Source organism: Pedobacter africanus (genome assembly GCF_040548825.1).
Taxonomy (GTDB): domain Bacteria; phylum Bacteroidota; class Bacteroidia; order Sphingobacteriales; family Sphingobacteriaceae; genus Pedobacter; species Pedobacter africanus_A.
In genome coordinates, this window is record NZ_JBEPSL010000001.1 from 548,579 (window position 1) to 563,544 (window position 14,966).

At 42.8% G+C, this 14,966-nt stretch carries 13 protein-coding genes; 4 read left to right on the top strand and 9 right to left on the bottom strand.

The annotated features are described in order from the left end of the window. Positions 1-2: 2 nt before the first annotated feature. The 5 genes from ABIE26_RS02125 to tgt form a co-directional block, all read right to left on the bottom strand. Complete coding sequence (locus ABIE26_RS02125; RefSeq protein WP_310140558.1) at positions 3-272, bottom strand: hypothetical protein; 270 nt, start codon at positions 270-272, stop codon at positions 3-5. Between the two features lie 3 nt (positions 273-275). Beyond that, positions 276-2,912 (bottom strand): TolB family protein, encoded by a 2,637-nt coding sequence (locus tag ABIE26_RS02130; RefSeq protein ID WP_310140557.1) that lies wholly within the window; start codon positions 2,910-2,912, stop codon positions 276-278. 628 nt (positions 2,913-3,540) lie between these two features. Next, complete coding sequence (locus ABIE26_RS02135) at positions 3,541-4,434, bottom strand: DMT family transporter (RefSeq protein ID WP_310140555.1); 894 nt, start codon at positions 4,432-4,434, stop codon at positions 3,541-3,543. 1 nt (position 4,435) lies between these two features. After that, the gene (locus ABIE26_RS02140) at positions 4,436-5,539 is read right to left on the bottom strand and encodes an LptF/LptG family permease (RefSeq protein WP_310140553.1); all 1,104 of its coding nucleotides are present in this window, start codon (positions 5,537-5,539) and stop codon (positions 4,436-4,438) included. Further along, the gene (gene tgt / locus ABIE26_RS02145; protein WP_310140551.1) at positions 5,540-6,670 is read right to left on the bottom strand and encodes a tRNA guanosine(34) transglycosylase Tgt; all 1,131 of its coding nucleotides are present in this window, start codon (positions 6,668-6,670) and stop codon (positions 5,540-5,542) included. It abuts the gene before it with no gap. A gap of 153 nt (positions 6,671-6,823) precedes the next feature. Between tgt and ABIE26_RS02150 the strand changes: the two genes are divergently transcribed. Both ABIE26_RS02150 and rsmG read left to right on the top strand, forming a co-directional pair. Then, positions 6,824-7,981 carry a glycosyltransferase gene (locus ABIE26_RS02150; RefSeq protein WP_310140549.1) on the top strand — a complete coding sequence of 386 codons (1,158 nt, stop codon included), beginning with the start codon at positions 6,824-6,826 and terminating at the stop codon, positions 7,979-7,981. Next, positions 7,972-8,604, top strand: a complete 633-nt coding sequence (gene rsmG, locus ABIE26_RS02155; protein WP_310140547.1) for a 16S rRNA (guanine(527)-N(7))-methyltransferase RsmG — start codon at positions 7,972-7,974, stop codon at positions 8,602-8,604. The genes ABIE26_RS02150 and rsmG overlap by 10 nt, the downstream gene beginning before the upstream one ends. A 12-nt stretch (positions 8,605-8,616) precedes the next feature. Here rsmG and ABIE26_RS02160 read toward each other — a convergent pair whose 3' ends face one another. Both ABIE26_RS02160 and ABIE26_RS02165 read right to left on the bottom strand, forming a co-directional pair. Beyond that, a complete protein-coding gene (locus tag ABIE26_RS02160) occupies positions 8,617-9,762 on the bottom strand; it encodes a M56 family metallopeptidase (RefSeq protein WP_310140543.1) in 1,146 nt (381 codons plus the stop codon). Further along, positions 9,759-10,127 carry a BlaI/MecI/CopY family transcriptional regulator gene (locus tag ABIE26_RS02165; protein ID WP_084241065.1) on the bottom strand — a complete coding sequence of 123 codons (369 nt, stop codon included), beginning with the start codon at positions 10,125-10,127 and terminating at the stop codon, positions 9,759-9,761. Before ABIE26_RS02165 ends, ABIE26_RS02160 begins: the two co-directional genes overlap by 4 nt. Before the next feature lie 147 nt (positions 10,128-10,274). Here ABIE26_RS02165 and dprA point away from each other — a divergent pair, with 147 nt between their 5' ends. Together dprA and ABIE26_RS02175 are read left to right on the top strand one after the other, a co-directional pair. Further along, on the top strand, positions 10,275-11,369 hold the full coding sequence (gene dprA / locus ABIE26_RS02170; protein ID WP_310140539.1) for a DNA-processing protein DprA: 1,095 nt from the start codon (positions 10,275-10,277) through the stop codon (positions 11,367-11,369). Positions 11,370-11,521: 152 nt separating this feature from the next. Continuing rightward, on the top strand, positions 11,522-12,883 hold the full coding sequence (locus tag ABIE26_RS02175) for a pyridoxal-phosphate dependent enzyme (protein ID WP_310140536.1): 1,362 nt from the start codon (positions 11,522-11,524) through the stop codon (positions 12,881-12,883). Between the two features lie 46 nt (positions 12,884-12,929). Here ABIE26_RS02175 and murA read toward each other — a convergent pair whose 3' ends face one another. Together murA and ABIE26_RS02185 are read right to left on the bottom strand one after the other, a co-directional pair. After that, positions 12,930-14,255 (bottom strand): UDP-N-acetylglucosamine 1-carboxyvinyltransferase, encoded by a 1,326-nt coding sequence (gene murA / locus ABIE26_RS02180; RefSeq protein ID WP_310140533.1) that lies wholly within the window; start codon positions 14,253-14,255, stop codon positions 12,930-12,932. 33 nt (positions 14,256-14,288) lie between these two features. Further along, a complete protein-coding gene (locus ABIE26_RS02185) occupies positions 14,289-14,954 on the bottom strand; it encodes a DUF4290 domain-containing protein (RefSeq protein WP_310140531.1) in 666 nt (221 codons plus the stop codon). Positions 14,955-14,966: the final 12 nt, after the last annotated feature.

Below are 14,966 nucleotides of genomic sequence, written 5' to 3' on the forward strand. Positions count from 1 at the left end.
GCTTACTGGATGTAATCCCTGTCTTCATCGCTCAGCTTGTTCTTGTTGTCGTACTGGTCAATTTCCCGGTCGTAAGAGCTTATGGTAGTTTTAGGCCGGCCGGCCCAAAAGCCCAGTATAAAGCCTACGAAAGTGCATACACCCACTACCAGCAGCTTGGAAATGTCTTTCTTAACGAAGATAAAGTTGAATTCCACTGCATCTGTATTGATCATTAAAAAAATAGTAATGAGTGCTGTAAAGATGATGATGAAGACGGTTTTGCTGCGCATGACTTAAAAGCTATAGTTTAAAATTAATTCTAATATAGGGTTTTGGTTGTAAACTTTATTGACAAACACAAATCTCCCGCCAACTTCTACATTTGGCTGGTAACGCAGCACGTTCATGTTGCTGCGAAGTTCAAATCCATAGGTTTTGGGCTCTCCCAGATTGGTTTCGGTGCCTATATTTTCGTAATGACAGAATATACCACCCCTTATGTTCCTGATGTAGGCAATGGGGCCAAGTTCGGCATCAGGAAAGGCAATAGGGAACCTGTAGTTGAACAACAGCGTATTTTTCAGCATGCTCATTGCCCTGATGTTGTTGTAGCCGTATACAGCGTTAATTTCCCTTTCGAACTTTCTTACGCCTGTTGCATGCTGGTAGTTGAAATTAGCCAGGAAAGAATGGTTTCTGAAAAGACCGGGAAAGTAGAAGAAAGCCTCTCCGGCAAATAAACTGCCGTCCAGTTGTTTGTCGAATGGCTGGTGTAAATAGGTTGTCCTTAAAATCTGTGCCCAGCGCGGCGCCACATCACGTTCGGCCTGGCGGATGCTGTGCTGGAAGGTGAAACTGTATTCCATTGGAAACTTTAAGGTGGAAATGTAATTGGCTGGCATGTTTTGTGGCTGGTACCTTTTGGTAAAGCTGGTGGCTGTTTTTAAGGAGAAGCTATAGGTGCTGCCCAGGGTATTGAGGTTGATGGGTAGTAATGCCTGCAACTGTATGTTGTTCTCGCGCCAGTCGCCCTGGAATATGCCGCTGTTGGTGCTGTAAAATGTTCTTCTTGGCCGGTTCCTGTAGGTGGCACTGATGATGGGATAAAAACTTTTCAATACAAAACCTGCATTGTACTCAAAACGGTTGAGGTCGCGGTGGTACTGTGCGCCTGCAAAACTGCTGAAGGTGCTGAGCAGGTTGTTGGAGTTGAGCTGCAGGCCAAACTGGTATTCGTCTTCAATAATCGGAATGATGCTGTGCACATTGAACAAGTTGCCGAACCTGCTATAGGCTTTGGAGCTGTAGGTGCTGTCGGGGATTTTTGAAAATACGTTTCCGGTATGTTCCTGTTTTTCGGCGGCCTCGCCAAAAAATACAAAATTGCTGGCGCCGGTTTGACGGGGGCTGAGGGTGGTTTCGGCAACCTGGTATCCGGATGCAGTGTAGTTGTTAAAAATTATTGTTTTTGAATTTTTGCTGAAAGAGGGATTAAAAGCGCCGTATTTTGCTGCGCTCAGAGCGCTTATTTTTTTTGTTTTGATATCTATGCTGTAAATGTTGTCAACTCCGCTATAATGCGCGTTAAATGCGATCTGGTCGTTGATGAATACTGGTCTTGTAATCTGCTGTTGCGTATTGGGGATCATCTGCTGGCTCTGGCCGGAACGGTTGCTGATCCACATGGCCTTTCCTTTTTCCGTTACGCTGATATAGGCCACCGTATTTCCGCTGGCGTCAAAGGCCGGGGTTTGCAGGATCAGGTTCTGAGGGTTGGGGTAGGTGTAGCGCAGTTTTCCGTTTGCAGCATCAAGCTCTACCAGGTTGCACTGGTTGCTGAGGTCGAACCTTACCGCGATGATTTTTTTGCCGTCGGATGAAAGAGAAGGGGAGAAGAGTCTGCTGCGGCTGCTCAACTTTTTTACTTTTCCAGTTTTAAGGTTGTAGCTGCAGATGACACTGTAGCTGCGTTGCCGGTAGCGCGGATCGTAACGCACCTCGTCCCATACGATGAGATCGTTGGCATAACTGAACCAGGGCTGCTCCTGCCTGCCGATGTTGAGCAGGTGTTTTTCTTTTTTGTTTTTATCGATCAGAATGAACTGCGGTACGTCGGCCTTACTTTGCTTTAAAGTTAATATGCTGTTTTCGTTAATTCTTACCGGCATGAAATAGCTGCTGGCATAGCTTGCTGGTGCATTGAGCGGACTGTAATTTTCGGAAGAAGATTTTGCGGCCTGCTCCGTCCATTTTTCTTTGATCAGCGCGCTGGTTTGTTTGAACCAGTTGTGACTGCCATGTCCTGTTAATTTTTTGAGTGTGTTGGAAAATGGGTAGGGACGGAGGGGACGGCGACGGATGTCGGTCAATACGCTGTCGAAAATATTCCGGCCTTCCTGTTTCCGGATGTTGGAGGCGATGAGGTAACCGAGCTGATAGTAGCCCGGGGTGATGTCTTTTTCAGATCCGAAGTTTGCTTTGCTGTAAGAAAAATTCCGGCCTTCCAAAAGGGCTGCCCGGTAAGGCATGATCCAGGAGGGCTGCCTTCCGCGACCGGCATTGGTGAGCGAGGTTTCCGTACTTACGGCGTCGCCTTCAAAGAACCAGATCGGGAGGCTTGAGCCGAACCAGGCCAGGTACACTTCCTCCGGAAAAGGGTGTGCCTTTCCGCCAGTCAGTTTGTCGAACTGTGCCACATGCCGGAGCTCATGAACGGCCAGGTTGTTGAGCCAGTCCTGACTGTCGAACTGCTGCGGTGGGGTGGTGTAAAATTCTGACTTTTTCGGGCCCAGCTGAACGAAGCCATTTGCGATCACTCCACGGTTTTGGAGCAGTACCGGGATGCTGGTTTTTTGCCTGCCCAGACTGCCGCCTACATAGGGGTAAATATGGGGCAGGGTATTGGCCATTCTTTGTGCCTCTTTTTCCATTTCCTGAGGATAGATGACTTTGAATCCAGAGGTGTTAATTTGACGCCATTTTACACTAAGTGGGTTTTGCTCTTCGTTGAAAATCTGTGAAAAAACTGATTGTGAAATAAAACTTAATATTAAGGTTATTTTAGTGCTGATTATCAAAGTTTTATTGTGTTTTTTTATCTTCATTTATTGTGTTTGCTAAAATTATTAGTTTTTTAGATTTTTTTTGATTGATTTTATTTTATCTTTTATTTTATGTGATTGTATTTATCTGTTTGATATTTATTGTGTTAAGTGTGTTTGTGTTTTTTAAAGTTTAATGTGTTTTTTAGGTTTTTAATGGTGGTTTTAGCCGTTTTTTTATTTTCAATCCCTTGTTCCGGCTGCACATTAAATTATACAATTAAGGTACACTATTTACCCGAGAAATAAAACAAATTTTACAAAGCATTTTTTGATTTTGTATATGGATCCTGGGATTTATGTGTGGTTTTTCTGATAAAAAATATGATCTTTTTTAGCCCTGGATGCCACTTGATTTTGCGTATTTTTTGTCTCTTGCGGCCTCCCCTTCCCTGCTGGAAAAGGGAACCGGTAAGGTCAGAAAACAGCCGGGTTTTATAGCCTGGTATTTTCCAGTTTACTGATCGTGTTTTTTGTATTTTTTGTAGATCGGATAAAGGAATACCGTGGCCAGGATCAGTATGGCGCCGAGGTAAAATCCGGTCGACATGGCCTCTCTTTTTCCAAAGAAAATGAAGGCAAGCAGGATGCCGTATACCGGCTCAAGGTTGGTGATGAGCGCTACCCTGAAGGCGGACAAAGTACGCATTACAGAGACCGCTGCAACGTAGGCAAGGGCGGTACAGACGGTGCCCAGGAAAGTCAGGTAAAGCCAGTCGCTGACACTCAAATTGAAGCGCTCTGTGGCCAGTGTTCCATCAGTCAAACGGTATAAAGTGATCCAGAAAAAGGCTCCTGAAATCTCATAAAAACCAATGATTATGGGGTTGCTTTTTTGCACCAGCGTAGCATTTATTGAGCTGAAAAGGCTGGCTGTAAGGGCTGCCAGAAGCCCGAAAATAATACCTTTTGTATACTGCGATTCGAATTTGAAGATGAGGTAAATGCCCGAAATGATGATCAATCCGACCACAATATCGGTTGTTCTGATTCTTTGTTTTCTGATCAGTGGTTCCAATATTGCTGTAAAAAGCGTGATGGATGACAGGCATACCAGGGTAACAGAGACGGTAGAAACCTTGATGGAATGGAAGAACAGGATCCAGTGTGCAGCAACGATGCTGCCTATAAAAAAGAATTGTAAAAATTGCCTTTTTGTTACCCTGAGGCTGGTTTTACTGAGTTTAAAGTAGATGAAAAGGGTAATGGCAGCAATCAGCACTCTATACCATACCATTTGTACCGCATTTACGGATATTAAGGCGCCAAGTATCCCTGTAAAGCCCCAGATGAACACGGTGAGGTGTAAAATTATAAGGTTTTTTATGGGGTTGTCCGGATCTTGGGACATACTATTTTGGTGCTTTTTTGAGCAGGTACAGGCCTAGTAAACCGAAGAAAAGGGTGGGTGCAATGGCCGCAAAAAGGGGCGGCATGCCGCCTTTAAGCGAAAACATTTTTGCGAATTGGTTAAATACAATGTAAGCAAAACTTAATAAAATGCCGATTCCCAATGGGAGTCCGACCCCGCCACGGACCTTTCTGGAGGATAAAGCTACGCCGATAAGGGTAAGCACAAAGGCCGATAAAGGATGTAAATAGCGCTTGTATTTCTCAAACAAAAGGTCGTTCCAGATACCTGAGCCCCGTATCTTTTCCTTCCTGATTTTCTCAGAGAGTTCTTTGTTGCTCAGGTTCTCGAAGATGTTGTCGTAGGCCGAAAAATCATCAGGACGCATGTCGAGCACCGTGTCTTTAACCTGTGCCGAGCCGCTTGTAAAAGTCTCTTTAAGGCCGTTTATATCTCTTACAGAGTAATTGCTGAGCTTCCATGAGCGTTTTAAGGAATCCCATCTGATCTCATCTGCAACCAGCTTTTTGGTCAGTTCATCCCCTTTAAACTTGTCGAGCGAGAACCTGGTGCCTACCTTGGTTTTGTTGTCGAAATTGTCCATGTAAATATAGGTGTTGTTGTCCAGTTTCATGTGGATGTTACTTTTACTGGAGGGGTCATTCTTCTTTACATAGGTGTTCTCGAAGCTGTTTTTGAGCTGATTGGTATAGGGCAGGATGTATAAATTGGAGACCAGGTTAACCGCAAAAATGATGGATGCGGATACAAAATAAGGCATCAGGAAGCGGTTGAAGCTTACTCCGCCACTTAAAATGGGTACAATCTCGGTCTGATCGGCCATTTTAGCGGTAAAAAATATAACCGCAATAAAGTTGATCAGCGGCGAAAGCATGTTTACATAATAAGGTATAGAACCTGCATAATACAGGGAAACAACCTGCCAGAAGCTAAGATTTGCGCTTAGAAAGTCGTCTAGCTTTTCGGATAGGTCGAAAATAATGATGATCACCACAAATAGCGTAAGGGTATATAAAAACGTACCCAGGTACTTGCTGATGATGTACCAATCTAAAATTTTAATCCTGTCTTTGATAATGCGCATCTATAATTTATTACCTAAGATAGTAACCATTTTGTTTTTCCAGGCGTAAAACTCGCCGTTTATGATTTTCTCTCGTGCGGTTTTAACCAGCCAAAGGTAAAAATGCAGGTTATGAAGTGTGGCAATCTGGGCGCCGAGCATCTCTTTTGAATGCATAAGGTGCCTCAGGTAGGCCTTGGTGTACACCTTGTCGGCCAGCAAATCGCTATCTGCCTCTATAGGCGAGAAATCATCGGCCCATTTTTTATTGCTGATGTTGATGATGCCATTTTTGGTGAAAAGCATGCCGTTCCTGGCATTCCGGGTAGGCATTACACAGTCGAACATATCGACACCCAATGCAATGTTCTCCAGGATATTGATCGGTGTGCCTACTCCCATTAAATATCGTGGCTTTTCGTAGGGAAGGATGTCACAGACCACTTCTGTCATGGCATACATCTCCTCCGCAGGTTCGCCTACAGATAATCCTCCGATGGCATTGCCTTCGCGGTCCATAGCTGCAATAAATTCAGCCGATTTGATCCTCAGGTCTTTATACACAGACCCTTGTACGATAGGGAACAAGGTTTGGCTAAAGCCGTACTTAGGTTCGGTGGTGTCGAACCGGGTGCAGCAACGTTTTAACCATCTGTGCGTCATGTTGATGGAATTTGCTGCGTATTTGTAGTCGCATGGATAAGGTGTACATTCATCAAAGGCCATAATGATGTCGGCCCCGATAGTGCGCTGGATATCCATGGCGTATTCCGGCGTAAAAAGGTGTTTAGAACCGTCTATGTGCGAACGAAAGGTTACGCCTTCTTCTTTGATCTTTCTTACTTTACTTAATGAATATACCTGATAACCACCACTGTCGGTAAGAATAGGCCTGTCCCAGCCAATAAACTGATGTAAGCCACCTGCACGTTCCAGAATATCCAGACCTGGTCTTAAGTATAAATGATAGGTGTTCCCTAAGATGATTTTGGCATCGACATCATTTTTGAGCTGCTGCTGATTAATGGATTTAACCGTTCCTGCAGTGCCGACAGGCATGAAAATAGGTGTTTGTATTTCGCCGTGGTCTGTAGTGATTGTACCTGCTCTTGCTTTTGAATGCTGATCGGCCGCCTCTAAATTAAATTTCATCTATGTGTGTTTAGCGGATCAAGTTTTAATCCGTTTCTTTAAAATCCCGGCAAAAATAGCAAAAATCGGAGGATTAAAGGGTTAAATTTTTTATCAACATAAAGGAACATTACAGATTAAAAACCAGAAATTTGACCCCTTCAAAAATACATCGTGGAATTAACCTTTTTAGAGCGTTTAGCGCGCGCAACACATATTGGAAACTTTGAGATTGTCCTGCTCAGTATTTTACTTTTTTGTTTCCTGGTACAGCTATATTTTAGCTTGTTTGTACACCTTAAGCTGGCAGTTACAAAGGTAGACGAGCTCCCGCAATTGGCCAGAAAGCCCCTGAGCGTGATCATCTGTGCACGCAATGAAGTGGAAAATCTTAAACAATACCTGTCTGTTGTGCTGGAACAGAACTATCCTGATTACGAAGTTGTAGTGGTGAACGACCGCTCCTGGGACGGAACGCATGAATTGCTGGAAACTATGGCAAAGCAATATAAAAGGCTTAAGGTGGTTACCGTAACGGAGGGTACCAAGTTTATTGCGGGTAAAAAATTTGCGGTAACCATGGGGATAAAAGCGGCTTCGTACGACTGGCTGGTATTTACGGATGCAGACTGTGTACCGGCTTCGCCGAACTGGTTACTGGGTATGCAGCAGCCTGATGAACAGCAAGCCGAGATTGTGCTGGGCTATTCGCCTTACCTGAAAAAAAGAGGTTTGCTGAATGCTTTGATCCGTTTTGAGACTTTTTTTACAGCCGTGAATTACCTGTCTTTTGCTTTAAAGGGTATGCCTTATATGGGGGTGGGCAGGAATATGGCCTATAAAAAAACGCTTTTCTTCAACAATAAAGGCTTTGCCGCGCACATGCATATCCCTTCTGGCGATGATGATCTTTTTGTAAATGCACATGCCCATAATGGCAATACATCCATAATGATCCATAAAGATACCTATGTGTGGAGTGAGCCGAATAGTAGCTTGAAAGCTTATTTGCGGCAAAAAAAACGTCATTTCGGTGCCGGGAAATTGTATAAACCTAAGCATAAGTTTATTTTATCGCTGCAGATTGCGGTACAATTCCTTTTTTACGTGCTGCTGATTGCGGGAATGTGTTTTAAAACCACTTTGTATCCAGCTTTGGCGATCCTTATATTGAGCATTTTAATCAGATGTTTTGTTTACCCAAGGTTACTGAAACGGCTCAATTACGGTGATTTGAGCTGGTGGTTCCCAATTTTGGACTTGCTATTGTTCATTTTTTTAGTCTTTAATAGCATTCTGTCTATATTTGTTAAAAAAGTACAGTGGAAATAAAATCAACGTTAATACAGAAATACTTCAGGGAGCTTACGGAGCAGCAGATTGCCCGGTTTGACCAGCTGTATAGTTTATACAGTTTTTGGAATGCGCAGATCAATGTGATTTCCAGGAAAGATATTGATGAACTTTATGAACGCCATATTTTGCATTCACTGGGAATTGCTAAATTCTGCACGTTTAAACCGGGCGAAAAGGTATTGGATGTAGGTACAGGGGGTGGTTTTCCTGGAATTCCGCTGGCTATTTTGTTTCCGGAGACGCAGTTTCACCTGGTCGATTCTATAGGGAAAAAGATTAAAGTCGTTACAGAAGTGGCTGCTGCTTTAGGTTTGGAAAATGTTAAAGCCAGCCATTTGAGAGCAGAGCAGGTTACAGATAAATATGACTTTGTGGTTTCCAGGGCAGTTACACGGTTGATTGATTTTTATCCCTGGATAAAAGGAAAGTTCAATAAGGAATCTAAAAATGCAGTTCCCAATGGGATTCTTTATCTGAAGGGTGGAGACCTGGCCGAAGAGATTGCTGAATCACGCCTAAAAGCGGAACTATATCCGCTTTCAGCTTACTTTAAAGAAGAGTTTTTTGAAACCAAATACGTGGTTTACATTCCGCAGTAAGTTAAATCTGATTTAATTTTTCTTTATTTCCTGAATTTTTATTACCTCAACAGGTGGAGGTGGAGGAGGTTCATTTTCATTCCTTTTATCTGCTTTAATTATTGGAGGGGCGAATTTGAGCGTTTTCACTTCTACTTTTTCGGATTTCCCTTTTTTAGGTTTAGGTGGTGCAGGTGCAGCTGGCGCAGGGGGAGGTGGGGGTGCTATGTTTACTTTCATAGGCTTTTTAGCAGATACTTTGACCTTTTTTAAGGTGTCCTGATTGGCTGCGCTTACTGATTTGTACTTTTCGGGGTACAGGTCTACCGTAGCGTAATCTTTGGTAAAGGCCATGGTAGATGCGCAGAGCATTCCACCTGCAAGAGGCAGTGCCAGCAGGAGTCTGAGCCTTGCCCATCCTGCTGATCTTTTTTTGTTTAACATGTCGATTCTCATTTTTAATATAGATTGATTGAATATTTGATTAGTGAGCTGGTTTGGCACAACACCAAATGAATTCTGGATCAGGAACATCGCGTATTCATGCTTCTGAACGGTACCGGTTGTGACTTCATCGGCAATGTATTCATGTAAAAGTTTGATGTCTTTCTTTAAGAAATAGGTAACAGGATTAAACCAGCCCAGGATCCGGATGATTTCAAAGAATACGATATCGGCACTGTGCTTCTGATGAATGTGTACCAGTTCATGCCTGATAATGGTGCTTTTATCTGCTGCCTGAGGGTTAATAAACAAAAATTTAAAAAATGAAAATGCGGTTTCTGAACCGGGCAACTCTATGTAAACCACATTGTCTTTCCTGATTCTTGGATTCTGAAATGCCCGCAGAATGATGTGGCTGAGGTTGATCAGGAACCTGAATAGAAATGCAGCAGCGATGGCTATATAGCTGTACACCATTAAATTAAGTTCGGGGTAGGGTTGTATAGCTATTTTTGTAATTTCAGTACTGGCTTGTTCTGCAGCATTTCGGCCAATTAAATTGTACAGATAACCGAGCTGGAGCAGGGGAAGGGCAAAAGCAAGGGTTGTTGCGGCAATCAGGTAATATCTGTTTAGCGTATAAAAGGTTTCTCTGTATAAAAACAGCCGGTAAAAACCGTAGAATACCGCTAAATATATATTGGCTTCCAGTAAATAATATAAGGCGTTCATCATTTTTTGTTTTTAAGTTTTTCTGCCAGCTGGATCAACTCATCCAGCTCATTCATGTCCATATTTTTTTCTTTTACCAGGAAGGATACCAGGCTTTGATAGGAGTTTTCGAAATAATTGTTCATTACTTTGTCGAATGCAAAATGCTTATACTGGTCCTCACTGATCAAAGGGAAGTAGATATGTGTATTCCCGATGGCTTTGTGGTCTATAAAACCCTTACCTTCCAATACCCGGATTACGGTAGATACGGTATTATAAGCTGGTTTTGGCGGCGACATTTTATCAATCACATCTTTTACCAAACCTTCTTTTATCTCCCATAAAATCAGCATTACCTGCTCCTCTGCTTTTGTAAGTTCTCTCATTGTTGTATTCTTTTTAAGGTTAGTATAAAGCTACTACTATTTTTATAGTTTACAAACTATTTTTATAGTTTAATTTTAATTAGCTGATAATTAGCTAATTAATTTTGTTTGTGTGGTTGTAAGTAGGTAAACCCTATAACTTAGCCTATGAGTTTAATTTATAACATAGCGCTTACGCTTGTCAGGAGTGTAGGAGACGTCACCGCAAAGAAATTACTGGATCATTTCAGTACTTCAGAAGCCGTTTTTAAGGCGAGGAAGCGGGAACTGATGGAAATCCAGGGAATAGGAGAAGCCATTGCTTCTGAGATTTTAAATCATAAAGCTGCACTGGAGGCAGCAGAAAAGCAGCTTGCCTTTATAAAAAAACACAAGATACAGGTGTTTTTTTATACGGATGAAAATTACCCCAGGCGATTAAAAAACTGTAACGATGCGCCGGTTATATTGTATTACAGGGGAACTGCAGATTTAAACCATCCCCGGATCATCAGTATTGTTGGCACCAGGAGGGCAACAGAATACGGCAGGAAACTGTGCAGGGAGCTGGTGGAAACCCTGGTCCCTTATGACGTAATTATAGTAAGCGGAATGGCTTATGGTATAGATGTGGCTTCGCACAAAGAAAGCCTGGCACTAAATATCCCTACGATTGGGGTTATGGCGCATGGTTTAGACCGGATTTATCCGCCTTTACATCAGCCTATTGCCCAGAAAATGGTATTAAACGGGGGACTTCTGACCGAATTTTTGCCGGGTACTGTTCCCGATAAAGAGAATTTTCCGAAACGGAACCGCATTATTGCGGGTATAGCGGATGCTACCATTGTGGTGGAAGCCACAGCCAGAGGCGGGGCGCTGATTACTGCTGATATTGCAAATTCATATAACAGAGATGTATATGCTTATCCGGGCCGGACAAGCGACCAGTACTCCGAGGGTTGTAATTTCCTGATCAAGACCAATAGGGCGGCTTTGATTGCGCATGCCAGGGATTTGATCTATTACCTGGGATGGGAAGAGACACTCCCCGAAAAGGCTGATTCGCAACTACAAATGGCTATTGACCTTTCTACAGAAGAACACAAAATTGTAGGACTTTTAAAAGATACAACCCTGGCGGTAGATGAGATCAGCGCCAGGTCTGGCCTCAGTCAAAGCAGGCTGGCCATGCAATTGCTGAGCCTGGAAATGAAAGGGATTGTAATTGCTTTACCAGGTAAAATGTATAAACTGAATTAGCATATTTTCCGTCAGGCCTTATTTTCATTTGTTATTAAGTCTATTAGAATACTAGATTAAAATATTATTTTGTATTTTTAAATATTTTGATATTATAGTCTGAATTTTACTTTGTAAATAAAATTCCAATCTTCAATCCGTATTTTTGTAGCATGTGGTACAACAACATTTTGGAAACGATCGGCAATACGCCGCTGGTAAAATTGAATAACATTACAAAGGATATCCCGGCTATTGTGCTGGCCAAGATTGAAACAACCAATCCGGGAAATTCAATTAAAGACCGCATGGCGGTGAAGATGATTGAAGATGCGGAGCGGAGTGGAAAGCTGAAACCCGGGGGGACCATTATTGAAGGTACCTCTGGTAATACCGGTATGGGCCTGGCTATGGCCGCCATTATAAAAGGTTATAAGTGTATTTTTACTACTACGGACAAACAATCCAAAGAAAAGGTAGATGCGCTGCGTGCTTTCGGGGCCGAGGTGATTGTGTGCCCAACCAATGTGGAGCCGGAAGATCCGCGTTCTTATTACTCGGTGTCATCACGCCTGGAACGAGAGGTGCCGAACTCATGGAAACCTAACCAATACGATAATTTATCTAACAGTCAGGCCCATTACGAGCAGACCGGTCCGGAGATCTGGGAACAGACAGAAGGTAAAATAACCCATTTGGTAGTAGGTGTGGGTACGGGGGGGACTATTTCCGGTACGGGGAAATACCTGAAAGAGAAAAATCCGGATATAAAGGTCTGGGGGATAGATACCTATGGCTCAGTGTTTAAAAAATATAAAGAAACAGGGATACTGGATAAAAATGAGATCTATCCTTACATCACTGAAGGGATAGGTGAAGACTTTTTGCCAAAGAATGTTGATTTTGATATTATAGACCTGTTTGAAAAGGTAACGGATAAGGATGCGGCCCTGATGACCAGGGATATTGCCCGTAAAGAGGGGATATTTGTAGGAAATTCTGCAGGATCTGCTATCGCAGGCTTGCTGCAGCTGAAGGATAAACTGAAACCTGAAGATGTTGTAGTGGTGATTTTTCATGACCACGGCAGTCGGTATATGGGAAAAATGTACAATGAAGACTGGTTGCGCGAACGTGGATTCCTTAAGGATGAAAAGCTTACCGCCCGTTCTATCCTGCAGAAAAAAGAAAATACAGAGATCATTACTATAGATTGTGAAAAGACCATTATTGAAGCCATCAATAATATGAATACACTCAATATTTCTCAGATCCCTGTTACCCAGAAAGGTATGGTTGTGGGTAAACTGGCAGAGGGCGATATCCTGAAGGCATTACTGGAAAACCCGTCGCTGAAATCGGCCCCGGTAGAACAGATCATGACGGCTGGTTTTCCTTTTGTGGACATGAATACTTCCATAGACCGGATTTCTTCGTTGATCAATAAAGAAAACAGTGCGGTATTGGTGGAGGATGAGGAAGGGAAAATTGAGATCATTACCCAGTATGATATCATTAATGCTATTTCAGGTTAAGGAAATGGAATTGCATAAAAAAGCCCCTTAAGGGGCTTTTTTATGCTTAATGCGTTGGCGCTGATGCTTCTACACGTTTGATCTGGGCACCTAGTGCGCGCAGTCGTGTGTCGATGTCCTGGTAGCCGCGCTCAATCTGCTCGATATTGAAAATGGTTGATTTACCCTCTGCAGACAAGGCTGCAATCAGCAGGGAAACCCCGGCACGGATGTCAGGAGAGGTCATACTGATGCCTCTTAGCTTGTACTTTTTGTCAATACCATTTACTGAGGCCCTGTGCGGATCGCAAAGGATGATCTGCGCGCCCATATCGATCAGTTTATCCACAAAGAATAACCTGCTTTCGAACATTTTCTGGTGGATCAGCACATTTCCGCGGGCCTGTGTAGCTACTACCAATACGATACTCAGCAAGTCCGGGGTAAAGCCAGGCCATGGAGAGTCGGCGATGGTTAGCATAGAACCGTCGATAAATGACTCAATTACATAGTGTTTTTGAGAAGGGATATAAATATCGTCCCCTTTTAATTCAAATTTGATACCCAGTTTTTTAAATACATCAGGTATTACACCCAGCTCTGAATAACATACGTTTTTGATGGTGATTTCAGATTCGGTCATAGCAGCAAGGCCAATGAAAGAACCAATTTCTATCATATCAGGGAGCATCCTGTGTTCTGTGCCACCTAATTTTTTAACGCCTTCAATGGTTAGCAGGTTGGAACCTACACCCGAGATTTTTGCACCCATGCGGTTCAGCATTTTACAAAGCTGCTGCAGGTAAGGCTCGCAGGCGGCATTATAAATGGTGGTGGTACCTTTAGCCAGTACAGCTGCCATCACAATATTGGCAGTTCCGGTAACAGAGGCTTCATCCAGCAGGATATAAGCTCCTTTTAAATTGGTTGCATCTACGTTAAAGAACTCCTTTTTAGTATCATAAACAAATTTTGCACCCAGTTTTTCAAAGCCTATGAAGTGTGTGTCGAGCCTTCTACGACCAATTTTATCGCCTCCTGGTTTAGGGATTGCGGCTTTTCCGAAGCGGCCCAATAGCGGCCCTACGATCATGATGGAACCTCTTAAGCCACCGCCTTTGGTTTTAAAAACATCCGACTGAAAGAAATCAAGGTTAATGTCTTTGGCTTCGAAAGTGTAGGTGTCTTTATTCAGGCGTTCAATGGTTACGCCCATATCTCCAAGCAATTCAATCAGTTTGTTTACATCTTTTATATCCGGGATATTGCTGATGGTAATCTTCTGGTCAGTCAATAAAACGGCAGAAATAATCTGTAAAGCTTCATTCTTTGCTCCCTGAGGCTGAATTTCACCTTTTAATTTCTTTCCGCCAATTATTTCAAATGCGTTCATGTTTATTCGTAAGATGTATGGTAAAAGGTAAAATTAGTGCCGTTGTTTGGTGTTGTTGTTGCGCTGCTGACGATTGTTATTTTGTCTGTTTTTGCCGTTGTTCCTATTGCGGTTATTGTTGTTGGATGGTCTTGCCGGGGTCGCAGGCTTAAATTCAACCTTATTTAAGTTGATGTTTTCATCCAGTTGCAGTTGTCCGCCTGATAATTCGCGAAGATTCTTTAATATGGTTTCATCGGCAACACTGTCTTTATTCCAGGTAACATAGGCCATTTTCATGAAATTGGCTATGCCTTGTACCAGGGCGGCCCTGCGTTCAGGTTCTTCTACTTCCTTAGCCCGTTCAATCATCATTTCAACGGTTTTACCATAATGTTTATAGGTGATTTTTTGCTGGGGGTAACCAATATGCTGTGGTTTAACCAGTGCAGCTTCGGGGGTAGGCTTTGGATAGGGGCTGTCTACATCTATTTTATAACCTGAAATGATGTGTAAATGGTCCCACAGTTTATGCTTAAAATCTGCCACATCACGTAAATGTGGATTTAAAAAGCCCATCAGGTCGATTACCGCCTGGGCGTATTTATTACGCTCTTCAAGATCCGGGAGCTCGATAATGTACTTCACCATATTTTGTACATTGCGGCCATATTCGGCTAATATCAACTCGCTTCTTGTGGTATTGTATTCGAAATTCATTTATATTTTTTC